General features: G+C 66.4%; 30 protein-coding genes. 10 read left to right on the forward strand and 20 right to left on the reverse strand.

The features are described from left to right. Window positions 1-55: 55 nt before the first annotated feature. Window positions 56-634, reverse strand: a complete 579-nt coding sequence (locus ACWW36_RS07000; protein WP_456140853.1) for a hypothetical protein — start codon at window positions 632-634, stop codon at window positions 56-58. 123 nt (window positions 635-757) lie between these two features. After that, window positions 758-961, reverse strand: a complete 204-nt coding sequence (locus ACWW36_RS07005) for a cold-shock protein (RefSeq protein WP_006243848.1) — start codon at window positions 959-961, stop codon at window positions 758-760. Window positions 962-1,240: 279 nt separating this feature from the next. On the opposite strand from ACWW36_RS07005, the gene ACWW36_RS07010 reads away from it, so the two are divergent. Both ACWW36_RS07010 and ACWW36_RS07015 read left to right on the forward strand, forming a co-directional pair. After that, on the forward strand, window positions 1,241-3,556 hold the full coding sequence (locus ACWW36_RS07010) for a DEAD/DEAH box helicase (RefSeq protein WP_456140854.1): 2,316 nt from the start codon (window positions 1,241-1,243) through the stop codon (window positions 3,554-3,556). 294 nt (window positions 3,557-3,850) lie between these two features. Next, entirely contained in the window at window positions 3,851-4,921 is a 1,071-nt protein-coding gene (locus tag ACWW36_RS07015; RefSeq protein WP_456140855.1) for a PAS domain-containing protein, read from the forward strand. On the opposite strand, the gene ACWW36_RS07020 is transcribed toward ACWW36_RS07015, so the two are convergent. From ACWW36_RS07020 to ssd, 7 genes are read right to left on the reverse strand one after another with little or no spacing between them, the layout of a single operon-like run. Beyond that, entirely contained in the window at window positions 4,918-5,226 is a 309-nt protein-coding gene (locus ACWW36_RS07020) for an Rv3654c family TadE-like protein (protein WP_456140856.1), read from the reverse strand. The two genes, ACWW36_RS07015 and ACWW36_RS07020, sit on opposite strands and share 4 nt — an antisense overlap. Before the next feature lie 34 nt (window positions 5,227-5,260). Then, window positions 5,261-5,542 carry a TadE family type IV pilus minor pilin gene (locus ACWW36_RS07025; RefSeq protein ID WP_456142395.1) on the reverse strand — a complete coding sequence of 94 codons (282 nt, stop codon included), beginning with the start codon at window positions 5,540-5,542 and terminating at the stop codon, window positions 5,261-5,263. 41 nt (window positions 5,543-5,583) lie between these two features. Further along, window positions 5,584-5,790, reverse strand: a complete 207-nt coding sequence (locus ACWW36_RS07030) for a DUF4244 domain-containing protein (RefSeq protein ID WP_456140857.1) — start codon at window positions 5,788-5,790, stop codon at window positions 5,584-5,586. Window positions 5,791-5,816: 26 nt separating this feature from the next. After that, window positions 5,817-6,392 (reverse strand): type II secretion system F family protein, encoded by a 576-nt coding sequence (locus ACWW36_RS07035; RefSeq protein ID WP_456140858.1) that lies wholly within the window; start codon window positions 6,390-6,392, stop codon window positions 5,817-5,819. After that, a complete protein-coding gene (locus ACWW36_RS07040; RefSeq protein WP_456140859.1) occupies window positions 6,389-7,174 on the reverse strand; it encodes a type II secretion system F family protein in 786 nt (261 codons plus the stop codon). The genes ACWW36_RS07035 and ACWW36_RS07040 overlap by 4 nt, the downstream gene beginning before the upstream one ends. Continuing rightward, entirely contained in the window at window positions 7,171-8,337 is a 1,167-nt protein-coding gene (locus ACWW36_RS07045; RefSeq protein ID WP_456140860.1) for a TadA family conjugal transfer-associated ATPase, read from the reverse strand. Before ACWW36_RS07045 ends, ACWW36_RS07040 begins: the two co-directional genes overlap by 4 nt. Then, window positions 8,334-9,398, reverse strand: a complete 1,065-nt coding sequence (gene ssd, locus ACWW36_RS07050; protein ID WP_456140861.1) for a septum site-determining protein Ssd — start codon at window positions 9,396-9,398, stop codon at window positions 8,334-8,336. The genes ACWW36_RS07045 and ssd overlap by 4 nt, the downstream gene beginning before the upstream one ends. Before the next feature lie 430 nt (window positions 9,399-9,828). On the opposite strand from ssd, the gene ACWW36_RS07055 reads away from it, so the two are divergent. Further along, on the forward strand, window positions 9,829-10,686 hold the full coding sequence (locus ACWW36_RS07055; RefSeq protein WP_456140862.1) for an HAD-IB family hydrolase: 858 nt from the start codon (window positions 9,829-9,831) through the stop codon (window positions 10,684-10,686). Between the two features lie 418 nt (window positions 10,687-11,104). Here the strand turns inward: ACWW36_RS07055 and ACWW36_RS07060 are convergent, their stop codons facing one another. Then, window positions 11,105-11,854, reverse strand: a complete 750-nt coding sequence (locus ACWW36_RS07060; RefSeq protein ID WP_456140863.1) for an oxidoreductase — start codon at window positions 11,852-11,854, stop codon at window positions 11,105-11,107. 11 nt (window positions 11,855-11,865) lie between these two features. Beyond that, window positions 11,866-12,348 (reverse strand): DUF6653 family protein, encoded by a 483-nt coding sequence (locus tag ACWW36_RS07065; RefSeq protein WP_456142396.1) that lies wholly within the window; start codon window positions 12,346-12,348, stop codon window positions 11,866-11,868. Window positions 12,349-12,432: 84 nt separating this feature from the next. Here ACWW36_RS07065 and acs point away from each other — a divergent pair, with 84 nt between their 5' ends. Then, a complete protein-coding gene (acs, locus tag ACWW36_RS07070; RefSeq protein ID WP_456140864.1) occupies window positions 12,433-14,397 on the forward strand; it encodes an acetate--CoA ligase in 1,965 nt (654 codons plus the stop codon). Here the strand turns inward: acs and ACWW36_RS07075 are convergent. Continuing rightward, on the reverse strand, window positions 14,394-15,098 hold the full coding sequence (locus ACWW36_RS07075; RefSeq protein WP_456140865.1) for a S1 family peptidase: 705 nt from the start codon (window positions 15,096-15,098) through the stop codon (window positions 14,394-14,396). The two genes, acs and ACWW36_RS07075, sit on opposite strands and share 4 nt — an antisense overlap. Before the next feature lie 136 nt (window positions 15,099-15,234). Between ACWW36_RS07075 and ACWW36_RS07080 the strand changes: the two genes are divergently transcribed. Together ACWW36_RS07080 and ACWW36_RS07085 are read left to right on the forward strand one after the other, a co-directional pair. Continuing rightward, window positions 15,235-15,753, forward strand: a complete 519-nt coding sequence (locus tag ACWW36_RS07080) for a phage holin family protein (RefSeq protein ID WP_456140866.1) — start codon at window positions 15,235-15,237, stop codon at window positions 15,751-15,753. Beyond that, on the forward strand, window positions 15,754-16,707 hold the full coding sequence (locus ACWW36_RS07085) for an alpha/beta fold hydrolase (RefSeq protein WP_456140867.1): 954 nt from the start codon (window positions 15,754-15,756) through the stop codon (window positions 16,705-16,707). On the opposite strand, the gene marP is transcribed toward ACWW36_RS07085, so the two are convergent. From marP to nth, 4 genes are read right to left on the reverse strand one after another with little or no spacing between them, the layout of a single operon-like run. Next, the gene (marP, locus tag ACWW36_RS07090; RefSeq protein ID WP_456140868.1) at window positions 16,704-17,894 is read right to left on the reverse strand and encodes an acid resistance serine protease MarP; all 1,191 of its coding nucleotides are present in this window, start codon (window positions 17,892-17,894) and stop codon (window positions 16,704-16,706) included. The genes ACWW36_RS07085 and marP overlap by 4 nt on opposite strands. Beyond that, the gene (locus ACWW36_RS07095) at window positions 17,891-18,682 is read right to left on the reverse strand and encodes an NUDIX hydrolase (protein WP_456140869.1); all 792 of its coding nucleotides are present in this window, start codon (window positions 18,680-18,682) and stop codon (window positions 17,891-17,893) included. The genes marP and ACWW36_RS07095 overlap by 4 nt, the downstream gene beginning before the upstream one ends. Then, window positions 18,679-19,329, reverse strand: coding sequence for a TlpA family protein disulfide reductase (locus ACWW36_RS07100; protein ID WP_456140870.1), 651 nt, complete (start codon window positions 19,327-19,329; stop codon window positions 18,679-18,681). Before ACWW36_RS07100 ends, ACWW36_RS07095 begins: the two co-directional genes overlap by 4 nt. Window positions 19,330-19,342: 13 nt before the next feature. Then, window positions 19,343-20,023 carry an endonuclease III gene (nth, locus tag ACWW36_RS07105; protein WP_456142397.1) on the reverse strand — a complete coding sequence of 227 codons (681 nt, stop codon included), beginning with the start codon at window positions 20,021-20,023 and terminating at the stop codon, window positions 19,343-19,345. Between the two features lie 252 nt (window positions 20,024-20,275). Between nth and ACWW36_RS07110 the strand changes: the two genes are divergently transcribed. Then, window positions 20,276-20,569, forward strand: coding sequence for a hypothetical protein (locus ACWW36_RS07110; RefSeq protein ID WP_456142398.1), 294 nt, complete (start codon window positions 20,276-20,278; stop codon window positions 20,567-20,569). A gap of 102 nt (window positions 20,570-20,671) precedes the next feature. Then, window positions 20,672-21,346, forward strand: coding sequence for a cAMP-activated global transcriptional regulator CRP (gene crp, locus ACWW36_RS07115; RefSeq protein WP_041312815.1), 675 nt, complete (start codon window positions 20,672-20,674; stop codon window positions 21,344-21,346). Here the strand turns inward: crp and ACWW36_RS07120 are convergent. Genes ACWW36_RS07120 through ACWW36_RS07130 form a run of 3 tightly spaced genes read right to left on the reverse strand, consistent with a single transcriptional unit; the run spans window position 21,343 to window position 22,781 of the window. Then, entirely contained in the window at window positions 21,343-22,119 is a 777-nt protein-coding gene (locus ACWW36_RS07120) for an MBL fold metallo-hydrolase (protein ID WP_456140871.1), read from the reverse strand. The two genes, crp and ACWW36_RS07120, sit on opposite strands and share 4 nt — an antisense overlap. 48 nt (window positions 22,120-22,167) lie before the next feature. After that, on the reverse strand, window positions 22,168-22,623 hold the full coding sequence (locus tag ACWW36_RS07125) for a RidA family protein (RefSeq protein ID WP_456140872.1): 456 nt from the start codon (window positions 22,621-22,623) through the stop codon (window positions 22,168-22,170). Continuing rightward, the gene (locus ACWW36_RS07130; RefSeq protein WP_014817956.1) at window positions 22,620-22,781 is read right to left on the reverse strand and encodes a DUF4177 domain-containing protein; all 162 of its coding nucleotides are present in this window, start codon (window positions 22,779-22,781) and stop codon (window positions 22,620-22,622) included. Before ACWW36_RS07130 ends, ACWW36_RS07125 begins: the two co-directional genes overlap by 4 nt. Before the next feature lie 48 nt (window positions 22,782-22,829). Here ACWW36_RS07130 and ACWW36_RS07135 point away from each other — a divergent pair, with 48 nt between their 5' ends. Together ACWW36_RS07135 and ACWW36_RS07140 are read left to right on the forward strand one after the other, a co-directional pair. After that, complete coding sequence (locus ACWW36_RS07135; protein ID WP_456140873.1) at window positions 22,830-23,846, forward strand: ArsA-related P-loop ATPase; 1,017 nt, start codon at window positions 22,830-22,832, stop codon at window positions 23,844-23,846. Between the two features lie 20 nt (window positions 23,847-23,866). Further along, window positions 23,867-24,997 (forward strand): ArsA family ATPase, encoded by a 1,131-nt coding sequence (locus tag ACWW36_RS07140; RefSeq protein ID WP_456140874.1) that lies wholly within the window; start codon window positions 23,867-23,869, stop codon window positions 24,995-24,997. Between the two features lie 49 nt (window positions 24,998-25,046). On the opposite strand, the gene ACWW36_RS07145 is transcribed toward ACWW36_RS07140, so the two are convergent. Continuing rightward, complete coding sequence (locus ACWW36_RS07145) at window positions 25,047-25,403, reverse strand: WhiB family transcriptional regulator (protein ID WP_456140875.1); 357 nt, start codon at window positions 25,401-25,403, stop codon at window positions 25,047-25,049. Window positions 25,404-25,487: the final 84 nt, after the last annotated feature.

Consider the following 25,487-nt stretch of genomic DNA (forward strand, 5'->3'; position numbering starts at 1 on the left):
GACAATTTCGCACCCCGCGCGAGCCGACGCAAACTGACCCCCCCGTCGGGGCCCGCTAAAGCCGGGGCCACTGTTCAAACGCTTCAATGTTCCCTGGGGGTTCCCCCACGTTCTCTACCAGGCGCGATAGCCGTCGCCGGCCGCTGATCCGAAGGGCCGGGCGTGCCCCCCGAGTGCCGATCAAGGTCGGGGCGATGCCGACCCGCATCATCGCCGACGCCAACGGCGAATGGGTATCGGGCGCGTGGGGGTCCAGACCGAGTAGGTATCGGTCGGCCTCCGGTGTTCCGGCGGCCAGCGTCCAGGCCCGTAATTCCCTTGGACCAGGCAGCCATTGCGGCGGCACGGTCTTGACCGCGCCGCGGGTCCAGTCCCTGGCGATGGGGACGAGCCGCGGATCCACCGCCGTGCGCACCAATGGGGTGTTCTCGTCGGTGCGGGCGATCTCGGGCTGCAGGCCCGCCTCGGTGATCATCTCCGCGAGAGCCTCGGCCCGCCACGGCCGGTCCACCACGACGGACAACCGCGCGCCCTCGCCCACCAGCACCACCTGTCCCGAGGCGGCGAGGATCCCGGTCAGGTCGGCGACCGCAGGCGGCACCGACTCTGCCGAGAAGAAGGACAGCTGGCTCACGCAATCGACAGTAAGCCAGCGGCACCGGACAGATGTGTCGCCGGGCCGCACATGCCCGGAAACGAAGACACCCCGCGTCGCCCTAGTGGGAGTACGCGGGGTGTGTTCTCAAGGATTAGTTGGTCAGACGGCGCGAACGCCCGTCGCCTGCGGCCCCTTGGGGCTCTGGCCGACCTCAAACTCGACCTTCTGGTTCTCCTCCAGGGTGCGGAAACCGCTGCCCTGAATTTCCGTGTAGTGGACAAACACATCGGCGGAGCCGTCCTCGGGGGCGATAAAGCCGAAGCCCTTCTCCGCGTTGAACCACTTCACAGTTCCCTGTGGCATCTCTCGTACTTTCCTTACTGTTCTTACCGGGAGCGGTCCACCGACTTCCGGTGTACCGGGCCCGTTCCGACCGCCATACCAACGCGTGTGTCGCCGGAACTTGACCCGACCTACAACCCTCGCAGGAACCGCGACCGCAACGTCGTTCCTGCGAGTGCATATACACGAACACAGAAGCTGCGACCGCCGTTAGTCAACCATGTTCAGGGCTGGCGCGACAGTCTGAACGCAATCGAGTGGGGAACAATTCACTTACGACGGGGTTGCAGGAGGCAGGAAATGGCGGATTTCGGCCGCGAACTGCTCGCCTGTGCGGTCGAAGGGACCGATCCCGACGAACATCCGCTGCGCCATGTCGCGGACCTGCCCGCGCAACAGGGGCGAGCTCAGGCATGGCCACACTGGGCCGACCCAGATGTGGTGCGTGCGTTCATTGATCGGGGTATCGAGGCTCCGTGGTCGCATCAGGTGGCGGCGGCCGATCTCGCACACAACGGCCGACATGTGGTGCTCAGCACCGGGACGGCATCGGGCAAGTCGCTTGCCTACCAATTGCCGATATTGACGTCGCTGAAGGCGAATCCGCGTGCCCGGGCGTTGTATTTGTCGCCGACAAAGGCTCTCGGCCACGACCAGCTGCGCGCGGCAGTGGCGCTTACAGAGGCGGTGCCACTGCCTGATGTCGCGCCCAGTTCATATGACGGCGACAGCCCCGGCGAGGTGCGGCGGTTCGCACGCGAGCGCTCACGGTGGATCTTCTCCAATCCCGACATGATTCACCTGTCGCTGCTGCGCAACCACGCTCGCTGGGCCGTGTTCCTGCGCAACCTGCAGTTCATTGTTGTCGACGAATGTCATTACTACCGCGGCATTTTCGGCTCCAACGTGGCGATGGTTCTTCGCCGCCTGCTGCGGCTGTGCGCACGTTACACATCGGCGCCGACGGTGATCTTCGCCAGCGCGACCACGGCACAGCCCGGGGCGACCGCCTCGGAGCTGATCGGGCAGACGGTCGCCGAGGTGACCGAAGACGGCTCACCACACGGGGCGCGCACGGTGGCGCTGTGGGAACCAGCGCTTCGCGAAGACCTCGTCGGCGAAAACGGTGCGCCGGTGCGGCGTTCGGCCGGTGCGGAGGCCGCGCGGGTGATGGCCGATTTGATCGCCGAGGGCGCACGGACGCTGACGTTCGTCCGGTCCCGCCGTGGCGCCGAACTGACGGCGCTCGGCGCTCGGGCACGGCTTGAGGAGATCGCCCCGGATCTCGCGGAGCGGGTCGCGTCCTACCGCGCGGGCTATCTCGCGGAGGACCGCCGCGAACTGGAACGGGCATTGGCCGAAGGCGAATTACGCGGCATGGCGTCGACCAACGCACTGGAGCTTGGTGTCGACATCGCGGGGCTCGACGCGGTCGTGCTCGCCGGTTTTCCGGGCACGGTCACGTCGTTCTGGCAGCAGGCGGGCCGTTCTGGCCGACGCGGACAGAGCGCGCTGATCGTGCTGATCGCCCGCGACGATCCGCTGGACACGTATCTGGTGCATCATCCGTCGGCGTTGCTGGACAAGCCGATCGAACGCGTGGTCATCGATCCGACCAACCCGTATGTCCTTGGGCCGCAGCTGCTTTGCGCGGCGACCGAACTTCCGCTTACGGACGCCGAGGTCCGGATGTGGAATGCCGAGCCGGTGGCGGAGTCGCTTGTCGACGACGGGCTATTGCGCCGGCGGTCCAGCGGCTACTTCCCGACTCCAGGTGTCGATCCACACCCGGCAGTGGACATTCGCGGGTCGTCTGGCGGTCAGATCGCGATCCTGGAAGCCGATACGGGCCGCATGCTGGGCAGTGCGGGCGCGGGCCAGGCGCCCGCGTCGGTGCATCCGGGCGCGGTGTATTTGCATCAGGGTGAGTCGTTCGTCGTCGACTCGCTGGATTTCGAGGACGGCATCGCGTTCGTACACACAGAAGACCCGGGGTACACGACATTCGCGCGCGAGCTGACAGACATCGTGGTGACGGGACAGGGCGAGCGAAAAGCGTACGGACCGGTGACACTTGGGCTCGTGCCGGTGTCGGTGACCAACACGGTGATCGGCTATCTGCGGCGCAGACTCGACGGCGAGGTGATCGACTTCGTCGAACTCGACATGCCGACCCGCACCTTGGACACCACCGCCGTGATGTGCACGATCACACCAGAGGCGTTGCAGCGCAACGGAATCGATTTGCTGCGTGTCCCCGGCGCGTTACATGCCGCTGAACACGCCTCGATCGGCCTGCTGCCGTTGGTCGCCAGCTGCGACCGTGGCGACATCGGAGGCGTGTCGACGGCAATCGGTCCGGTAGATGGATTGCCGACGATATTCGTCTACGACGGCTATCCGGGTGGGGCAGGTTTCGCAGACCGTGGCTACCGCAAGATCGACACGTGGTGGGGGGCGACGGCGGCGGCGATCGAGGCCTGCGAATGCCCGTTCGGCTGCCCGTCGTGTGTCCAGTCGCCGAAATGCGGCAGCGGCAATGACCCGCTCGATAAGGACGGGGCGGTGAAGGTGTTGCGAATGGTGCTTGGCTTGCTGGCCGGTCTTGGATCGTGAGCAGCCGATGGTGGCGACCGACCCCTCGACGGTCGCCCCCACGGCTCCGCGGCCGGGGCGCCGAGATCGAGCACTCCGAGCACACAGACAGTTGCGGCGAACGGCCGGACAACGCGATCCGTTCCCAATCCCGGTAGTCGGGTGCAGTCGAAAAATACCTTGTGGCAGGGGTTATTGCAACTAAGGAATGCTTTACCGAACCCAGCTTGAAGCCCACTACCAGCGAATATCTACTGATTCCGAAGTTCGCTCTGGCTGTGAACCGACTATTAGCGCATGGGTAAAATCACGCCCATGACCCACGACTGGCTGCTCGTGGAGACACTGGGCAGCGAGCCCGCCGTGGTCGCACAAGGTCGCCAAACCAAGAATCTCGTTCCAATCAGCGCGTTCTTGAGGCGCAACCCCAACCTGATGGCGATCCAGACCGCCATCGGCGAGACCGTGCGCGCTGGAGTGGGCCTGAGCAGCATCACGCCGAAGAATGACCGCGTAATTCGCACCGAAGTTGTGCAGATGTCCGACGGGTTAACACACGGTGTACACGTGTGGATCGGTCCGCCGGACATGGAACCGCCCGAGCGCCCGGTCCCTGGCCCCTTGAAATGGGACCTCACCAACGGCGTCGCGACCGACACTCGTGAGTCGCTGATCAACAGCGGCCGGAACCCCGAAACGGAGTCCACAGACGGTCGGGCGTTCGCCGAGGACCTCCCCATGCGCGACCTCAACCCGAGTGAAGCGACCGTGCTGGCAATGCTGATGCGACCCGAGCCAGGCATGACGCTGTGCAGCTCGTGGGATGTCACCGACTACAAGGGCGAACACGTCAGTGTGGGTTGGGTCGCGCGCACGCGGATGGAGAGCGAAGATGACGGCAGCGAACGCCTGATATGCCGGGCGATGAACTGGCGCTGTGAGCAGGACGAATCGACCGTGCCTCACGACAATCTGGCAGAGCGAATTCTCAACGGCCTGAGGCAACCTGGCGTACATCGTGCCCTCGTCGACCTCCATCAATGGAACTTGTTGAAGTGGCTCGACGAGCCGGCACCGTTCTTCGACTGGCGAGCCCGCGAGGCCAGCGACTCCGTGGTGCACCCCGACGATGCACCGCAGATGGCCCGAATGACAATCGAATTCGGCAGCGGCGCGACCTCCGGGGTGCTGAGGTTGCGCGCCAACGACGGCGGATGGACACCGGTGCACATGACCATCAACCGTGTGGAACTCGATAAGAACACGTTCGCCGGTCTCCTCGCGTTGCGGATACCCACCGCCGAGGAGCTCGCCGAGGCCGGACTTCACGAGCCCGACCTCGCGAGGAAGCGAAAAACCAAGCCTCGCAAGGCGACCAAGTCCTAGCTGTCCGTGTTGACCGGTCCGGCCCGTGCTGCGGCGCGCGCCGAGCCGACGCCGATCCTGCCGAACGACACAGGCGCGTCGACGGTTACGACCACATCGAGGTCGTACACCGTGCATTGCGTGACCGCCGTGCGCATGGACCGCGCCAGCGTCGATGCCCGCGTGCATGCCTGCTCTGTGCCACCGGCAAGTTCGGCCGCCGCGGCGAGTGCGGCCAGGTCGGCCGAAGCTTGAGCACGGTGGCGGGCGATCACCGCCGACCCGACAAGAACCGCGCCCATCGTGATTGCGAGCAGTACAGCCATCATCGCGACGGCCACCACGCTGGCCGAGCCGCGATCATCCCGGTTCGACCGCGGCCACGGCTTCCGCGGCCACGCTGACGCCCGGTAGCAGCGCAGAGTGTGCCGTAACGGTGGCGACGACGAGGCCGCCGTCGTGCCGAAGCTGCACGGTCGCCCCGCGAGGCGCAATGTTGCGCGCCACCTCGGGCGCCGACGCGTCGTCGCCTCGGGCGGCAAGCCGAGCGGCTTCGCGGGCGGCGTCCACACAACGCACCTGCATCGACACCGCGGTGAGCCCCGCCACGCACAAAGTGAGCACGACGACGAGAGCGGCAATCGCGAACGCCGCTTCGACGGTGACGCCCCCCGACTCATCGGCTACACGTTGGTGTTGAGCGCCCGCGTGATGATGTTGGTCAACGCGCTGACGATCGAGTCGCCGGTGATGACCGTGTACAGGATTGCGCCGAAGGCGGCCGCTGCGATGGTCCCGATCGCATACTCCACCGTCGACATTCCGGCGTCGTCGACAGCCAGCAGAGTCAGCCGCGCCCACAATGCCCGAAAGGTTCTCCGCACCAACATGTTTCCTCCTCATCGTTCGTTTGCCGTCATATGACGCCGGAATGCAGGACATCGCCGGCCAGCCCGGCGACCACAGGGATGATGCCCAGGCACAGGAATGCCGGCAGGTAGCACAATCCCAGCGGCCCCGCGATCAACACGGACGCGCGCTCGGCAGCGGCGTGCGCGGCGTCGGCCGCCTCCTGCCGGGATTGCTCCGCCAACTCCGCGACGCCGTCAGCCAATGCCGCACCGGACGTGGCCGATCGCCGTGCAAGCCTCATCAGCGCCTCGGTGTGATTGTCCAGCGGCTGAATCGGATTCGACCAAGCTGTCGCGGGATCCGCGCCCATCGCCAACAAATCCGCGGCCCTATTCAGCAGTCGCGCCAATGGCGGAGGAGCCGACGATGCCGTCGCGGCCGCGGCCGTCGACACCGCCATGCCGGAGCGCAGACATGCGGCGAACACGTCGAAGGTGGACGCGGCGGCCAACGGGTCGTTCGATGCCGGCGGCGCCGGCTGCTGTCGGCCCGCACTGATCAAGCCGACCCTCATGTGCACGCGCGACGTATCGCCGCTGACCAGCACTGCACCTGCCAAAAGCAAAGCCGCCCAAGTCATCTCAGCGTCCGTCCGGTGATGCGATCCGCCCAGAGCAGCCCACAGCAGGCCAGCGTGACGCCGACGATCAACATCCAGCCGCCCACGCCACCCGACAGCAGGAAGTTCAACGGGTCGGCACCGATCAGCTGACCGAGACAAACACCCAAGACCGGCAAGCCGGTCAGCACGGCGGCAGTGGCGCGAGCGCCGGCCATGCCGGAATGGACACCGGCCGCGAAGCGCTCGCGTGCAACGATGTCTCGCTGCGCGCTGTGCATCAGCGCCGCAATCCCGAGCCCATGTGTTTGGGCGAGTTGCCAGCACACCGCGAGCCGCTCCCAGTACGCCGGCGTCGATGAGCGCAGCGCCACGCTGTGCAGCCCGCCGACCACGTCGGCGCCAAGTCGCGCTCGGGCCGCAACCGCGCGCAGCGATGTCGCCACCGCAGCGTCGGCGTCGTTGGCGGCGCTTTCGAAGGCCGCGACGGGATGCGCGCCCACACGTAGTTCGGAAACGAGGGCATCCAGCGCACCCTGCAGCGCCTCCGATTCGGTCGCGCGCTGTCGCTGTCGGACGTGCCGTCCGTGACGCACCGCCAATGTCGCACCGACGATGCCGGCCGCCACGACGACTGTCATCGGAAGCACGACGACCAATGCCATCGCGAAGAGCACCGCACAGGGCAGCAGCGGGACCCGTCGCGGTGCCGGAGCGACGAGACGCAGGGCAACGAGCCGGTGCCCTGACGCGGTCGGCGCGATCAGCGCCGCCAACGCGAGCGCTAGTGCCGCGCCGCTCACGAGCGGCCTCGCTCACGCAGTAGCTGGTGCAGGTACTCCGCACCGCATCCGTATCCATCGTCGGCGTGCCACGCCGTCATCGCGCGGACACGGCCGTCATCGCCACGCCGCAGGACCGCGATCTCCGTCAGCCGACGACGTCCACTGCGGTCTCGGATGATGTGCAACAGCACCTGCACCGCAGCGGCGAGCTGGCTGTGCAGGGCCGCTCGATCCAACCCTCCGAGCGCCGCAAGCGCCTCGAGCCGCGCAGACACCTCGGTGGGATTGTTGGCGTGCACGGTCCCTGCGCCGCCGTCGTGGCCGGTGTTCAGAGCGGCGAGCAGATCGACCACCTCCGGCCCGCGAACCTCGCCGACCACTATCCGGTCGGGCCGCATCCGCAGCGCCTGCCTGACGAGATCCCGGACGGTCACCTCGCCGACGCCTTCCACGTTGGCGCCGCGTGCGACGAGTTTCACGAAATGTGGATGACGTGGCGCCAACTCGGCGGCGTCCTCCACACAGACGATGCGTTCGTCGGCCGCAACGGCGCCCAGCATCGCGGCCAGCATCGTCGTCTTCCCGGCGCCCGTGCCGCCGGAGATCAGAAACGCGAGCCTCGCCGCGATGATCTCGGCGAGAAGCTCGGCGGCCGCGCGCGGGATCGTGCCAGTCTGTGTCAGCGCGGCGAGGTCTTGGGTTGCCGGTCTCAGCACGCGAAGCGACAGGGATGTTCCCTCGGCGGCGATCGGCGGCAGCACCGCGTGCAGGCGGACAGTGAACCGGCCCGTGCCAAGACCGGACAGCTGGCCGTCGACCCAGGGTTGGGCCTCATCCAGACGCCGGCCGCACGCCAGGGCCAGCCGTTGCGCGAGCCTTCGCACGGCCGCCTCGTCGGCGAACCGGATAGTGCTGCGACGCAGCCCGTTCCCGTCGTCGACCCACACTGCGTCTGGTGCGGTCACGAGGACGTCTGTGGTGCAGTCCGCCTGGAGCAGCGGCTCGAGGATGCCCGCTCCGGTCAGCTCGGTCTGCAGTACCCGCAGGCTGTTCAGCACCTCGGTGTCGCCAAGGACCCCGCCTGATTCTGCGCGGATCGCATCGGCGACGACGGTCGGCCGCAGCGGCGCGGCCTCGGCGGCCAGCCGCTCGCGGACCCGGTCGATCAGTGAAGCGCTCATGCTGCGGTCGCCGTCGGGTGCCGGCGGAGGACCGCAAGGACGCGCCGCGCCGCCGACGTGAGTGGCGAGCGCGGGCCGACCTTCAACCCGCCGCGCTCGAGTGCGTCGGCGATTCCAGACTGCACGCGCATCGCCGCGAGCAGCGGGAGTCCGACGCTTGCCGCGACATCGGACGATCGCAATCCGCCCGGCGATGGCCCGCGCACCACGACGCCGGCGTTCGGATTGATCGTCGACACCCAGCGGGCCATCGCCGCGGCGGCGACGCACGAGCGCACATCGGCCGGACACACCGCGGCCACAAGATCGGCGGCCTCCAGCGCCACCTCCGCGGCGGCGGTGGATCTTCGCGGTACATCGCAGATCACCGTCGCGCCTCCACGAGTGCCCGCGTCGATGACCGCGCCCAGCGGAGTGGCATCGATATCACCGCCGCTGCGGCTTCCCGACAACACGCTGACTCCGTCGCGTCGCGGCAGCGCATCCCGAAGGGCGGCGAGGTTCAGCCGGCCACCTTGCAGTGACAGGTCGGGCCAGCGCAGGCCCGCGTCGTTCTCGGTACCCAACAGCAGGTCGATGCCGCCGCTCCACGGGTCGGCATCGATCAGCAGGGCGTCGACAGCGGTCAGCGCCAACGCCGCTGCGAAGACGGAGGCACCCGCCCCACCGCGCCCGCCTATCACGGCAACAACCGCGCCGCGGAGGGCGTCGTCGCGCGATGAATCTGCCGCGTCGGAAAGCTCAGCCATCAGCACGCCGTCCTGCTCCGGCAGCGTCAGGACATGTTCGGCGCCGACGGCGATCGCGGCCTGCCAGTCGGCGGCAGCGGGTGTGGTGCGGCCGACGAGGACGACACGATTACGCCGGGGCAGCCCACGTTCAGCGCAACGTCGTGCGGCTTGTAGGTCGACCAACACGGCCGCCGCCGCTGTCCACACCTTGCGGCTCGACGGGTCTGCCGCATGGACCACCGGCAGTCCCGCGGCGGCCGCGACCCGGTCCACATCGTCACGCAAAAGCGGGTCCGCCACCAGCGCCAAGATCGCGTTGACTTCGGTCATGTCCTCAGCCTGAGCGCGGACGCCGACACCAACCATCACCATCAATGGCGTCTGTGGATGAATCCCGGACTGTGGATAGGCACAGACATACGGTCCGGTATGTCCGTCGTGAAAATGGGATTCCGCAACTACTGGCGGACGCAAAGGCTTATCCGCTATGCGAAAAGGGGGCTAGAAAAGGGACGACCCCCGCCAGGGGGGGAGGAGGCGGAGGTCGTCGTGTATCAGCCCCGGGGGGTCGGGCTGATGCACACCCGGCATAAGCCGAGTAATGCTCACTATACACACGGGACCGCGGACCAGCGCAAGTACTGTGTCGCAGAAAACCACCGCGTAGCAGGAAAGATTGCAGTCACCGGCACCTGTCGCGAACTGCCAATTTATACAGTCTGTCGTCTCTTGTCACGCGAAGGTCCCTATGCTGGGCGTCGTGACCGCATCCGATCCGGCGGCCCTCGGGCTGACGGCGCCGCAAATATCTCTGGCAAACAACTCCCGCATCCGCACGGCGGCCTTCTTCGATCTTGATAAGACGGTAATCGCCAAATCCAGCACCCTGGCCTTCAGCAAACCTTTCTTCGACCAAGGGCTAATCAATCGGCGGGCCGTTCTGAAGTCCACCTACGCACAATTTCTGTTCTTGATGTCCGGCGCCGACCACGACCAGATGGACCGGATGCGCTCTTACGTCACCAACATGTGCGCCGGGTGGGATGTCGAGCAGGTGAAGTCGATCGTGGGTGAAACGCTCCACGACATCGTCGACCCGCTGGTGTTCGCCGAAGCCGCCGAGCTGATCGCCGACCACAAATTGTGCGGCCGCGATGTGGTCGTCGTATCGGCCTCTGGTGAGGAGATCGTCGCGCCGATCGCGCGGGCGCTCGGCGCCACCCATGCGATGGCCACGCGGATGGTTGTCGAAGACGGCCGCTACACCGGCGAGATCGCGTTCTACTGCTACGGCGAGGGCAAGGTCGAGGCGATCCGCCAGCTCGCCGCTCGCGAGGGATACGCCCTCGAGCACTGCTATGCGTACTCCGATTCGATCACCGATCTGCCGATGCTCGACATCGTCGGCCATCCGACCGTGGTGAACCCCGACCGCACATTGCGCAAAGAGGCCGCAGCCCGTGGTTGGCCCCTGCTGACCTTCTCCAAACCGGTATCCCTCCGGGACCGGATTCCCGCACCCTCGGGGGCCGCTGTCGCAACCACGGCGGCGGTCGGCGTCAGCGCCTTGGCGGCAGGCGCGCTGACCTATTCGCTGTTGCGACGGTTCGCCCTTTAAACGAGCTACCGGGTGTAGTAGCTGGCCGCAGTCGTAACGATCAGGATTCGCACAGAATTTCGCCCTTGATGTGACCGTGGTCACGGAGTACAAAGGAACCACGGAAGCCTGACGAGGCCAAGGCCGAACCAGAAGAGAAGGTTCGATCTCCCGAAGGCAGGCTACCCAGCACGGATCCCGGCACCCACGCGGAGCACATGCCGCGGAATAGGCAAAAGTGTTGCGGGCCTGCGCAATTGCGAAGAGCGGACGACCATGACGACCCTTTGGGTGGGGATTGTTCGTCGGAGCGCATCGCAAGGACGCCGAGGCCAACCCACGCAACCCACAAAGCACGCTTGGTAACCGGAGTCCGTGCTAGCGGGCGGCGAGCCGAATCAGTTCGGAGCGTCGCCCGCTTCACGTTGCTGGGGCCAAGCTACGACGATGTCGCCGCGGCAATGGAAAGCGCTTCTCGCGCACCGGCATGCAGCGCCCGGCAGCTCATCAACAGCCACGCGGTCAGGCCGTCGGGAGTACCCGACGAAAAGCCGCGCGCCGCGGCGCGGTAGTCACCTGTTTGGCGCATCCAGTAGACCTCCGGCACGCCAAGGCCGTGCGGGTCCAGACCGCTGGCGATGGTGACCAATCGCGAAACCGCACGAGCGACTACGCCGTCAGCGGTCCCAAACGGTTCGAGTGTCAGCAGCTCGCCGTGCACGACCGCGGCCAGAACGGGTGCGGGTACTTGGGTGCCGCCGGTGACGATGTCGGCGAGCAGCTCGAGGCGGCGGCCGATGCCCGCCTCGGTGCGCGGACGACCCAGTCGGTCGTCGTCGGCGAGATCGGCCGCGGCCAAGGCGTGCAGCCGCGCGATGGCTTGAAGCGGTGCGCGCTGCCATATCCCGATCAACGACGTCGCGCCGCCTTCGAGCGCCTCGGCCACCCGCAGCGCGCCGGCCAGCACGGGGTCTGGGTCGCCGCTGTCCGAAAGCTGCAGTGAGCCGCCGTCAAGCACCGACGACGCCCTGGCCGCGCGCAGCGACGCCTCGGCCGCCGTCGCGGGCCAGCCGCGCAGATTCGTGCGGTGCCGATGAGCGCGACCCAGCGCCTCGCGGGCCTCCTCGCTGGCCGCCGCCACACCGGGCAGTTCGGCCAGCGGAGCCAACGGGTCCGCCGCGTTCGTCACGGCAGCACACGCTAGCGCGTGCTCTCGTAGAACACGACAAGCCTGTCGATCCGCCACAGCTGGGCCAACACGATCAGGCTGGCGCCGAATACGGTCGGCCACACCTGCAGCGTGGTCAGGCCATAGACCAGCAGACCGAACCCGGCGGCGGCGATTGGCATGTGAGCCCACGCGCAAGCTGGGGACATGCGGAGCATCCGACGAACCTCGGGTGGGACCCGATCACGCTCCTTCAGCCACAGCTTCTCCCCATAGATGCCCTTGGCCGCCCAGCTCGTCGGCGTCTTTACCGGCGCGAAGACGTGCGGGTTCAGCCACAGCCACACGATCACCGCAGCGGTCGGCAGCAAGCACCACCACCCCAACCACACGCGACTCCAGATCGCCACGATCGCCAACGGGATTGCCGCGAACCGTGTCCATACGCTCCACGGGTTCGCGTGGCGCTGCCACGCCTCGTCGGACATGCCGAAGGCACTCGCAACCTTCGACATCACCTTCACGTCCGACATTCTCGTCGCGCACGGGGCTGTGAGATGCCAACGTCGACGCAACGTTCGGTGACTAGTCTCACAGACATGACCGACACGCGCTCCGAAGTCCAGTCATCCTTTCCGCCCCCGCCGGAGTTCGCGCCGAACGCCAACGCGACCGAAGAGCTGTATCGCGAGGCCGAAAAGGACCGCCTGGCGTTCTGGGCGAAACAGGCCAACAGGCTGTCCTGGCAGACACCGTTCACCGAGGTGCTCGACTGGTCGGAGGCGCCGGTCGCGAAGTGGTTCATCGGCGGCAAGCTCAACGTCGCGTACAACTGTGTCGACCGCCACGTCGAAGCAGGCAATGGCGATCGGGTCGCAATCCACTGGGAAGGCGAGCCGGTCGGCGACGCTCGCACCCTGACGTACTCCGAATTGCTCGCGGAGGTGTGCAAGGCCGCCAACGCGCTCACCGATCTCGGCATCAAGACCGGCGATCGCGTCGCCATCTACATGCCGATGGTGCCGGAGGCAATCGTGGCGATGCTCGCGTGTGCACGCCTCGGAGCGCTGCACAGTGTCGTGTTCGCCGGGTTCTCCGCGACGGCGCTCAAGGCTCGCATCGAGGACGCCGAAGCCAAACTCGTGATCACCACCGACGGGCAATACCGCCGCGGAAAAGCCGTGTCGCTCAAGGAATCCGTCGACGAGGCGGTGAACGACCAGAAGTCCGTCGAACACGTGCTCGTGGTCCGGCGCACAGGTATCGACGTGCCCTGGACCGAGGGCCGCGAACTGTGGTGGCACGAGACCGTCGACCCCGCGTCACCGGAACACACACCCGAGGCGTTCGACTCCGAACATCCGCTGTTCCTGTTGTACACGTCGGGCACCACCGGCAAGCCGAAGGGCATCATGCATACCTCCGGCGGCTACCTCACCCAGTCGTCCTACACGCACTACAACGTCTTCGACATCAAGCCTGACACCGATGTGTATTGGTGCACAGCCGATATCGGCTGGGTCACCGGCCACACCTACATCGTGTACGGGCCGCTGTCGAACGGTGCGACGCAAGTGGTCTACGAGGGCACCCCTGCTTCTCCTGACGAGCACCGGCACTTCCAGGTCATCGAAAAGTACGGGGTGACAATCTATTACACCGCTCCGACGCTGATCCGCACGTTCATGAGGTGGGGCCGCCAGATTCCCGACGCGCACGACCTGTCGAGCCTGCGACTTCTCGGCACCGTCGGTGAGCCGATCAACCCCGAGGCGTGGCGTTGGTATCGGGATGCGTTCGGCGGCAATAAGACTCCGATCGTCGACACCTGGTGGCAGACCGAGACCGGCGCGGCAATGATCGCACCGTTGCCGGGCGTGACCGACTGCAAGCCGGGCTCGGCGATGAAACCGCTGCCGGGCATCTCGGCCAAGGTGGTTGACGACGACGGCAACGACCTGGTGCCAGGCGCCGACGAAACCGAGCACGTCACCGGATATCTGGTGCTCGATGAGCCTTGGCCGTCGATGCTGCGCGGCATCTGGGGAGATCCGCAGCGGTTCAAGGAGACCTACTGGGATCGGTATGCCAAGCAGGGGTGGTACTTCGCCGGCGACGGCGCCCGGTATGACAGCGACGGCGCGTTCTGGGTGCTTGGCCGTATCGACGACGTGATGAATGTGTCAGGACACCGGATTTCGACTGCCGAGGTCGAGTCGGCACTCGTCGGGCATTCACACGTTGCCGAGGCAGCCGTCGTCGGCGCCACCGACGATCACACCGGTCAGGCGATCATCGCGTTCGTCATCCTGGAGGCCAGCGCCGCGGACAAGCCACACGAGCACATGGTCGAGGAGTTGCGCGCCGAAGTGGCGAAGGAGATTTCGCCGATCGCCAAGCCGCGTGAGATCCACGTCGTACCGGAGCTGCCGAAGACCCGCAGCGGCAAGATCATGCGTCGGCTGCTACGCGACGTCGCCGAGGGCCGCGAACTCGGTGATACCTCAACGCTTGTCGATCCCGGTGTGTTCGAAGCGATTCGGGCCAGCAAGGCCGAAGACTAGGCAGCGCCCGCACCGACCGGGACGAAACCAGAACCGGGCCGGTCCTTCGCGGTGATGTCGGCGAGTTGGGTGTTGAACGACATCGTCACCGCCGGCGTGTGCAGCGGGATGAATTTGACCACGCACGTCGGCAGCTCCTGGCTGAATGCACCGTGGATCATCCCGACGAGGCGATTGTTGACGGTAACCGGCGCGCCCGAGTCGCCGGGCTGGCCGCACACCTGGTTGACGATCGTGCCGGGCTGCTCACCCGGACCCCACGTGACGCCGCACGAGTAGCCGGTGGTGCGGCCCAACTTGCAGGCGATGTCGCCGAACACCGGGTCGGGGCCGAGCCCGTCGATTTGGAAACCCTTGACATTGTTGACCGGTGCAACCTTGGCCGGATCGAACTGGATCACCGCGTAGTCGAGGCCGTCGTTGCCGGCCACCATCGTGCCGAGCACACCGGCACTGGTCGCGCCTTCGGCCTCGACCCGCGCACCGGGCCCGCCGCAGTGTGCGGACGTGAAGCCGATTAGGTTGCCGCGGTTGTCATTACCGATCGCGGTCAGTGTGCACAAGGTGTCGCCTTCGACCACGATGCCCGAGCCGCCCCCGAGCGGGATGAGGCCGTCGGCGTTGGCGATCGGGGCGACGGGCACGAACAGCGCGGCAAGGAGCACCGCGAGAATCGCCAGGCTGCGGCCGCTGGTCTTCAAATGCCTAACCCCTATCGACGTCCGACCGCCCAACCATTCAACCGGGTCAGTCTAACGTCGGCCGGGATCGTTTAGCCGGACGCCACGTGGCAACATGAACCGCGACTAGACAGCAGATGCGGGGAGGAAGTGTTCCGTGAGCGATCGCTCCAATGGTGTGCCGACCACCGTCACATCAATACCGCTGGTGGATCCGCATGCCCCCAAGGCCGACCCGTCCATCGGTGACCTGGTCAAAGATGCGACGGCGCAGGTGTCGACGCTGGTGCGGGCCGAAGTCGAGTTGGCCAAGGCCGAGATCACCCGCGACGTCAAGAAGGGCCTGACGGGCAGCGTCTTTTTCATCCTCGCGCTGGTGGTGCTGTTCTACTCGACATTCTTTTTCTTCTTCTTCCTCGCCGAGCTCCTGGACACCTGGATCTGGCGCTGGGCAGCGTTCCTGATCGTGTTCGGGCTGATGGTCGTCGTGACCGCTGTGCTGGCACTGTTCGGTTATCTCAAGGTCAGACGCATCAGGGGTCCGCAGCAGACGATCGAGTCGGTCAAAGAGACCCGCGATGCTCTTACGCCGGGCCACGACAAGGCCGACAAGGCGCTCACCTCACCGAACGGCCACGGCTCGCCGGCGTCGACGGCCGACCCATCGGGCTGGTAGATGCCCCCGCCGCCCGATCCGTCGGTGGTACGCATCGACGGTCCGTGGCGCCATCTGGAGGTGCACGCCAACGGAATTCGCTTCCACGTCGTGGAGGCCGAAGCTCCTGAGGCTGCCCAGACACCGATGACGGATCGGCCGCTGGTCATCCTGCTGCACGGTTTCGGCTCGTTCTGGTGGTCGTGGCGCCACCAGTTGCGTGGTCTAACCGGGGCGCGCGTGGTCGCGGTCGACCTGCGCGGCTACGGCGGCAGCGACAAACCGCCGCGAGGCTACGACGGCTGGACGCTGGCTGGTGACACCGCGGGCCTTGTGCGAGCACTCGGCCACAAGGCGGCCACGCTGGTCGGTCACGCCGACGGGGGCCTGGTCTGCTGGGCGACGTCGGTGCTGCATCCGCGCATGGTGCGGGCCATCGCGGTCGTCAGCTCGCCGCATCCTGTCGCGCTGCGCGCCTCGGCGCTGACTCGGCGCGACCAGGGTCTGGCGTTGCTGCCGTCGATGTTGAGTTACCAGGCTCCGATGTGGCCGGAACGAAAGCTGACTCGCCACAACGCCGACGAGTTGGAGCGGCTTGTCCGCAATCGTGCCAGCGAGAAATGGCTTGCCTCAGAAGACTTTTCCGAAACCATTCGGCGGATGCGGCAGGCGATCCAGATTCCGTCGGCGGCGCATTCGGCGCTGGAATATCAGCGCTGGGCGGTGCGCAGCCAGCTGCGCGGCGAGGGCCGCCGGTTCATGCGGTCGATGAAGCGGCCGCTGGGCGTTCCGGTGCTACACCTTCGCGGCGACGCGGACCCGTACGTTCTGGCCGACCCCGTCTATCGCACACAGCATTACGCCCCGCACGGTCGCTACGTATCCGTTGCCGGCGCAGGTCATTTCGCTCACGAAGAAACGCCAGAGATAGTCAACGAGCAGTTGTCACGATTCCTGACGCAGGTGTACGGCTAACCGACACACGAGCCGGTCGCGACGCGCTGCGTGTTGCCGATCTTGGCGAGCTGCCGCGATACTTCGTTGGCGGTCAGCACAAAACCCGTGTCGGCGTTGTCCACTGCGGCACCGAACACCACACCGAGCACCCTGCCATTGCGATCGATCATCGGACCACCCGAGTTACCTTGGCGCACAGTGCCTCTGATGGTGTACACCTCGCGAGTGACGGTGGTGCTGCGGTAGATGTCCGGCCCGTTGAGCTCGATTATCTCCATGACACGGGCGGGGGTCGCGACGAAGTCCCCACCGCCGGGGTAGCCCATCACGATGCCGTCGGTGCCCGTTGGGGCGGGCTTGTCGGTGAACTGCAGCGGCGCCGACGGCAGGCCGGGCACATCGAGGATCGAGATGTCGGCCTCGGAGTCGTAGGACACCACGCCCGCGTCGTACGTCTGCCCGTCGACCTCCACGGTCACGCTGTCCGAGCCGGCGACCACGTGCGCATTGGACATCACGCGGTTGGGTGCGACGACGAAACCGCTACCCTCCAACACCTTTTGGCAGCTGGAGGCGACACCGCGGATCTTCACCACGCTCGGCCGGGTGGCCGCGACGACGGCGTCGCCGGCCAGCGACGCATCCGGCGGGGCGACCGGGACGATCGGCGTGCGACTGAACGGCTGCAGCACGTCAGGTAGACCCGAAGAATCGATCAGTCCCGCCTTCAACCGCGCAGGCACCGATTTCAGCCAGCTCGGTGCGACGTCGTCGACCTGAGCCAGAACCTTGGAGCCCCGGACGGCCGCGGCGAGGTTCGGCTGGTCCGAGTTCTGCAGCGGGGAAGCCAGCATCCAGGCGGCCAACACCACGGCGATCAGCTGCAGGCCGACGCCGATCACCGAATCGAACGTGCGCAGCGCGCGGTTGCGGATGGCGCCACGCACTGCCCGGCCGAGCACGACGCCGGCGATTTCACCGATCACCACTAGGGCGAGGATCAGAAACAGCGCCACGAACAGCTTGGTGCGCGCGCCGCTGATGTGGTTGACCACGTGGGGCGCCAACAGCACGCCGGCCACTACGCCGAGCACCACACCGACGAATGACAGCAGAGAGCCGAGCGCGCCGGAGCGCCAGCCGGAGATGGCAGCCACGAACGCAATCGCGAGCACGGCGAGGTCAAGCCACTGTGACGATGTCATTGTTGGGCTTCACCGTAGCTGTCATCGTGCCCGACGAGCGCCATTGCCTCGTCGAGTTCTCGAACGTCGTCGGTGTTCCACGGCTTCGCCCAGCCCGCGACGTCGAGCATCGCGGAAATCACCTGACCGGTGAACCCCCACACCAGCATCTCGTTCAGCAGGAACGCGGGCCCGGCGAACCGTCGGGTGTTTTCCTTGCGGTACACCATGATTCGGTTCTCCGGATTGATGAATGCGCGAACCGGGACACGCGCGACGATCGCGGTTTCAGACTCGTCGACGACGGCCACCGGTCCCGGATCGGACGAATATGCGAGCACAGGAACGACGTGGAAGCCCGACGGCGGAATGAACATCCGCTCCATTGTGGCCAGCGGATGCAGGCGGCTCGGGTCGATGCCCGTCTCCTCATTGGCTTCGCGCATCGCGGTGTGCACCGGCCCGGTGTCGCCGGGGTCGACAGCACCGCCGGGGAATGCGGCCTGGCCGGCGTGGTGGCGCAGCGTCGAGGCACGCACGGTCACCAGCAAGTCGGCGTCGTCGGGCAGTCTGTCCGTAGACGCTTCCGGCGGGCCCGAAAACAGCACGAGCACCGCGGCATCGCGCTTGGATCCTGTCAGCGCGGATTTCGCATTGGCCGCCGTCACCATCGCGAGCACCTCGGGCGGCACCCGGCGCCGATACGCGCGTTTGACGTCGTGCGAGTTGTCGACCAGCGGCTTGAGCCATGGCGGGGCGGCTTCGGGGTTGAGGGGGGTCAGCTCCCCCGATTCGCTGACCCAGCTCACCCCGGCGCTCCAATCTTCGGGTTCACCGCCGCGGCGATCTCGTCGGCGCTGGCGAACGACCGCGGCAGGACTGCGGCCACGCTACCGTCCGGCCGCAGGACCACGGTGGCGGGCATGACGTTGGGTACTCGCAGCGCCGCGGCGATCAGCCGGCGACCGTCCTGCAGCGTCGGCAGCCGCACGCCGAGCTCTGCCAGCCGCAGCAACGCCGCGGTCTCGTTCTCGTCCTGATGAACGGTCAACACGGTGACCTCAGGGCCGACGCGCCGCTGGTATTCGGCCATCGCCGGCAGCTCCTCGGCGCACGGCGCGCACCAGTACGCCCACAGGTTGAGAACGACGGTCCGGCCCGCGACGGCCTTCGCGACGTCCACGGTCGACCCGTCGCCAACGCATTCGAGGCTGATGCCGCGTAACTGCTGCGGGCCCGACCCGGCGCCGGCGGACGGACATGGTTTGAGGTCGGCGCGAGCCCGCGGGCCGACCAGCGCCTCGGCGGTGTCGGCGTCGCGGCGATCACGTGTGGCGGACTGCCCAGTGGGACCGCTCGGTGCACTGTCGTCCTTGCCCAACTGCGTCCACAGCGCCACTCCGAGTGCCACCACGACAACCATCACTGCGACGGTCCAGCGGGTCGACGTGCTCATCTGGGAAAGGGTCTTACAGCCCGGCCAGCGCCAGCAGATGCTCGGTCTCCGGGCCCTTGACCAGTGGCGCGGCGACCAGCGGATCGGTTGGGCCGGTGCCGAACGACGGGCAGTCCTTGGCCAGCACGCACACGCCGCAGGCGGGTTTTCGCGCGTGGCACACGCGGCGGCCGTGGAAGATCACCCGGTGGCTCAGCAGCGTCCATTCGCTGCGCTCGATGAGCCCACCGACGGCGTGCTCGACCTTGACCGGATCCTCTTCGGCGGTCCAGCGCCAGCGTCGAACCAGCCGGCCGAAATGGGTGTCGACGGTGATGCCCGGAATGTCGAAGGCGTTGCCGAGGATCACGTTGGCGGTCTTGCGGCCGACGCCCGGCAACGTCACCAGATCATCCATGGTGTTGGGCACCTCGCCGTCGAACCGCTCAACGAGTTCCTGGCCAAGCCGTATCAGCGAGTTGGTCTTGTTGCGATAGAAGCCAGTGGGCCGGATGAGCTCTTCCAGTTCGGTGCGATCGGCCTGCGCGTAGTCCAGCGCGGTGCGATAGCGCTTGAACAATGCGGGCGTCGTCAGGTTGACGCGCTTGTCGGTGCTTTGCGCCGACAAGATGGTCGCGATGGTCAATTCCAGCGGGTTGGTGAAGTCCAGCTCGCAGTAGACATGCGGAAAGGCTTGTGCGAGCGCGCGATTCATCCGCCTTGCCCGCCGCACTAAGCCGAGGCGGGTTTCGCCGTCCCACTTGCGGGAATTGGCAGGCCGCACCGGCTTGGCGGCGGCCGGTTTTTCGGCTGAACTCTCACCCACAGTCACGCACGCCAGCGTACTTACGGGGTCCGACTTACCCGCGCGTGGACCGGTGACAATTCGTGATCCCGCTGAGACCTTGGCCGTGTTTACTTCACCCTTGTGTCGTGGTTGCTCGTCGCGCTTATTCCGGGGTTGCTGATGCTGGCAACTTTCGGGCTGCAGCGGCTCGAATCGGGGCTGCACGATGACACCGTCTCGGCCACCGATGTGGTCAAGTTTCTCGAGCAAGCCGAACCCGATGATGTCAACACGCTGGCGCGAGACGGTATGAGCCGTGCGCTCGACAGCCTGCAGCAACGGCTGCACGAACGGGAATGGCCGTTGGAGACCCTGACCGATTCACGTGATTTGGCAAGTTTGCCAACACGTCTCTACGTGCATCACGGATCTAATCCTGAATTTCAGCCGACTCGACATGCCAATCGTGTGTAGCGTGGCTAGTCGCGAATTGGCGTACCTCTAGACTGATCTCGCTAACCAGTAAGAGGTCAGCTTTGCGCATGTCATATCACCCAACAGCTTAAGAGGGGCAACGTGGACGAGATCCTGGCGAGGGCCGGAATCTTCCAGGGGGTTGAACCCAGCGCCGTATCCGCGCTGACCAAACAGTTGCAGCCCGTCGACTTTCCGCGTGGGCATACGGTCTTCGCCGAGGGAGAGCCCGGCGATCGCCTGTTCATCATCATCTCAGGGAAGGTCAAGATCGGGCGGCGGTCGCCGGACGGCCGCGAGAATCTGCTCACGATCATGGGCCCGTCCGACATGTTCGGCGAACTGTCGATCTTCGACCCCGGCCCGCGGACGTCGAGCGCCACGACGATCACCGAGGTGCGCGCGGTGTCGATGGACCGCGATGCGCTGCGCGCCTGGATCGCCGATCGCCCAGAAATCGCCGAGCAGCTGCTGCGCGTGCTCGCCCGCCGGCTGCGTCGAACCAACAACAACCTTGCCGATCTGATCTTCACCGATGTGCCCGGCCGCGTGGCCAAGCAGCTGCTGCAGCTGGCGCAGCGGTTCGGCACACAGGAGGGCGGCGCGCTGCGCGTGACGCACGACCTGACACAAGAGGAAATCGCACAGCTGGTTGGCGCCTCGCGTGAAACCGTGAACAAGGCCCTCGCCGATTTCGCCCATCGCGGCTGGATTCGCTTGGAGGGCAAGAGCGTTCTGATCTCCGACTCCGAACGCTTGGCACGCCGAGCCCGCTAGGAACGCAAGTAGTCGAGTTGGGCCTGGACGCTCCACTCCGCTGCGTCCCAAAGCTTTTCGTCGACATCGGTATAGACATGCTCGACGATCTGTCGCGCGCTGGCGTCTTCCCCGAGGGTGCGCACCGCGCTGCGCACCTGTTCGAGTCTTTCCTCGCGGTGTGCCAAGTACATGGCGCTGACGGCTTCGAGATCGTCGAGATCTGGGCCGTGGCCGGGTAGCACGGTGCGGTGTCCAAGGCCGTGCAGGCGGCGCAGCGACTCCATGTAGTCGCCGAGATTGCCGTCTTCCTTGTCGATGACGGTGGTGCCGCGGCCAAGCACGGTGTCGGCCGTCAGCACCGCATCGTCGACCAGGAACGACAGCGAGTCGGCGGTGTGGCCCGGCGTGGCCATCACCGTGATGCGCAGCCCCGCGGCGTCGATGACTTCACCGTCGGTCAGCGGACCGCCCAAGCCACGCAGGAACCCGCTGCCGACGGAGCGCACCACCGCGCCGGTACGTTCGACGATCTTGTCGATGGCGCCTGTGTGGTCCTCGTGTTTGTGGCTGATCAGTACCAGCGGGATGGGGCCGAGCTCTGCGATCTTCGCGATGTGCTCGTCGTCGTCGGGTCCGGGGTCGACGATCACCATCTCGTCGCTGCCGGGCCCCCGCAGCACCCAGGTGTTGGTGCCGTCGAGCGTCAGCAGGCCAGGGTTGTTGCACAGCAGCACCGACGCGGTCTTGGTGACCGGGCGCAAGAGGCCGTACGCCGGGTGCTCGAGGGTCACTTCACCTCTACCCGATCGTCGCTCACGCGACCTCTGCCCGATCGTCGCTCACGCGACCTCGACGATGATCTCGACTTCCACAGGTGCGTCCAGCGGCAACTCCGAGACGCCGACGGCCGAGCGAGCATGCGCGCCCGCGTCGCCGAACACCTGTCCCAGCAGCTCCGACGCACCGTTGATGACACCGGGCTGACCGTGAAATCCGGGAGCAGAGGCGACGAAGCCGACGACCTTGACGACGCGGGTGACGGCGTCGACACCGACCAGCGAGTGCACCGCGGCCAACGCGTTCAAGGCGCACACCCGCGCCAGCGCCTTGCCGTCTTCGGGGCTCACCTCGGCGCCCACCTTGCCCGTGCCGATCAGCTTGCCCGCGGACATCGGCAGCTGACCTGCGGTGTAGACGAGGTTTCCGGTGCGCACTGCGGGCACATACGCCGCGAGCGGTGGAACGACGTCGGGCAGTTCGATGCCGAGCTCGGCCAGTTTTTGCGTGGCCGTCACTTGGGCCGCTTCAGATAGGCGACATGCTGCTCACCGGTCGGGCCGGGCAGCACTGACACCAGCTCCCAGCCGTCCTCGCCCCACTGGTCGAGGATCTGTTTGGTCGCGTGGGTCAACAGCGGGACCGTGGCGTATTCCCAACGGGTCGGTTCGCTCATGGGGCTGAGCCTATCGGGCGGCGGATCAGGCCCAGTTAGCATGCAGTGATGGGTACTACCAACGGGGGTAATCCGGTCGGCTGGCCGTCGCGCCTTACCAAGGCTCGTCTGCACTTCGTGACCGGGAAGGGCGGTACCGGCAAGTCCACGATCGCGGCCTCGCTTTCCCTGGCGCTCGCTGCCGGCGGCCGCAAGGTGCTGCTGGTGGAAGTCGAAGGGCGCCAAGGCATTGCGCAGCTATTCGACGTGCCGCCGCTGCCGTACGCAGAGGTCAAGATCGCTACGGCCGACGGCGGCGGTCAGGTCAACGCACTGGCCATCGACACCGAGGCCGCATTCCTCGAGTACCTCGACTTGTTCTACAACCTGGGTCTGGCGGGCCGGGCCATGCGACGCATCGGGGCGGTCGAGTTCGCGACGACGATCGCACCGGGCCTGCGTGACGTGCTGCTGACCGGCAAGATCCGCGAGATCGTGACGCGAGCCGAGAAAGGCAAGCAGCCGGTCTACGACGCGATCGTGGTGGACTCCCCGCCGACCGGCCGCATCGCCCGTTTCCTCGACGTCACCAAGGCGGTATCCGACCTCGCGAAGGGCGGCCCCGTGCATACGCAGGCCGAAAGCGTGGTCAAGGTCTTGCATTCCGACCTCACCGCGATTCATCTGGTCACACTGCTGGAAGCGCTGCCCATTCAGGAGACGCTCGAAGCCATCGAGGAACTGCAGGCACTGGATCTGCCGATCGGCAGCGTGATCGTCAACCGCAACATCCCCGCGTATTTGGAGCCCGATGATCTCGCCAAGGCCGCCGAGGGCGACATCGACGCCGACGCCGTGCGCGCAGGGCTGTCGAAGGCCGGAATTACTTTGTCCGACAACGACTTCGCTGGCCTATTGACAGAGACGATCCAGCACGCCACGCGAATTGCCGCGCGGTCCGAAAGCGCCGAGCAACTCGACGCGCTCGACGTGGCGCGCCTCGAGCTGCCCCAGATCGCGGACGGAGTCGACCTCGGCAGCCTTTACGAACTCGCAGAAGAGCTCGAGCGTCAGGGCGTCCGCTGAGCGGACAAGAGAGGAAGCCGATGAGTACCACGCCGCCTGCCCTGGACATGGGCTCGATCCTGACCGACACCGCCAACCGCGTCGTGGTCTGCTGCGGCGCCGGTGGGGTCGGCAAGACCACCACCGCCGCGGCAATGGCGTTGCGGGCGGCCGAATATGGCCGCACCGTTGTCGTGCTGACCATCGACCCGGCCAAGCGGCTCGCCCAGGCGCTCGGCATCAAGGATCTCGGCAACACCCCGCAACGGGTTCCGCTGGCACCCGAGGTGACCGGCGAGTTGCACGCGATGATGCTCGACATGCGCCGGACGTTCGACGAAATGGTGATCCAATACTCCGGACCCGAACGGGGCGAAGCGATTCTGGACAACCAGTTCTATCAGACCGTCGCCACGTCACTGGCGGGCACGCAGGAGTACATGGCCATGGAGAAGCTGGGACAGCTTCTCGCCCAAGACAAATGGGACCTGATCGTCGTCGACACGCCACCGTCGCGCAACGCGCTGGACTTCCTTGACGCGCCTCAACGGCTGGGCAGCTTCATGGACAGCCGGCTGTGGCGGCTGCTGCTGGCGCCCGGTCGGGGCATCGGACGATTGGTGACGGGTGCTGTCGGCTTGGCGATGAAGGCGCTGTCCACCGTGCTGGGTTCGCAAATGCTTGCCGACGCAGCCGCTTTCGTCCAAATGCTGGATACGACTTTCGGCGGCTTCCGGGAAAAGGCGGACCGCACCTATGAGCTTCTCAAGCGGCGCGGCACACAGTTCGTCGTGGTGTCGGCCGCGGAGCCCGACGCGCTGAGGGAGGCGTCGTTCTTCGTCGACCGGCTATCCCAGGAGCACATGCCGCTGGCGGGGTTGATCCTCAACCGCACCCATCCGACGCTGTGCGATCTACACGCAGAGAAGGCAGAAGAGGCCGCCGAGGATTTGGAGAAGACCGATCCGGACGCGTTGGCGGTCCCGGTGCTGAAGATCCATGCCGACCGAGCAATGACGGCCAAACGTGAGGTGCGGTTGCTGTCGCGGTTCACCGGCGCCAATCCGCACGTGGCGATCGTGGGTGTGCCGTCGCTGCCGTTCGACGTGTCGGACTTGGAGGCGCTGCGGGCGATCGCCGATCAGATCACCGGCGAGGCAGCAGCCGCCTAGCCGCGAATTCCGAAGGCGGCCTAGTTCAACTAGATAGCTGGCGCGCGGATCAGACCGCGCTGCGGTGTTTGCGCTGCGCGGAGAAGAACTCTGCCCAGGAAACCACTTCGGGGTGCTGCTTGAGCAGGGCGCGACGCTGGCGTTCGGTCATTCCGCCCCACACGCCGAACTCGACACGGTTGTCCAGCGCGTCGGCGCCGCACTCGAGAATCACCGGGCAGTGCCGACAGATCACTGCAGCTTTGCGCTGGGCGGCGCCCCGCACGAACAACTCGTCAGGATCAGCTTGGCGGCAGCGGGCTTGGGACACCCAAGCGATCCGGGCTTCGGCCTCAGCCCCCTGAACAATGCTGTGAGCCGTTGCGCTCGTAGATGTCCTGCGCGGCGCGATCTTCGTACCTGACACCAGCGATCCCTTCGTTCCAAGCCGCCCCGCCTAGTAACACAGCGACGGCGAAGTCCTCCGGTGTAGAACGCTGATGCGATCTAC

Source organism: Mycobacterium sp. MMS18-G62, from assembly GCF_053877835.1.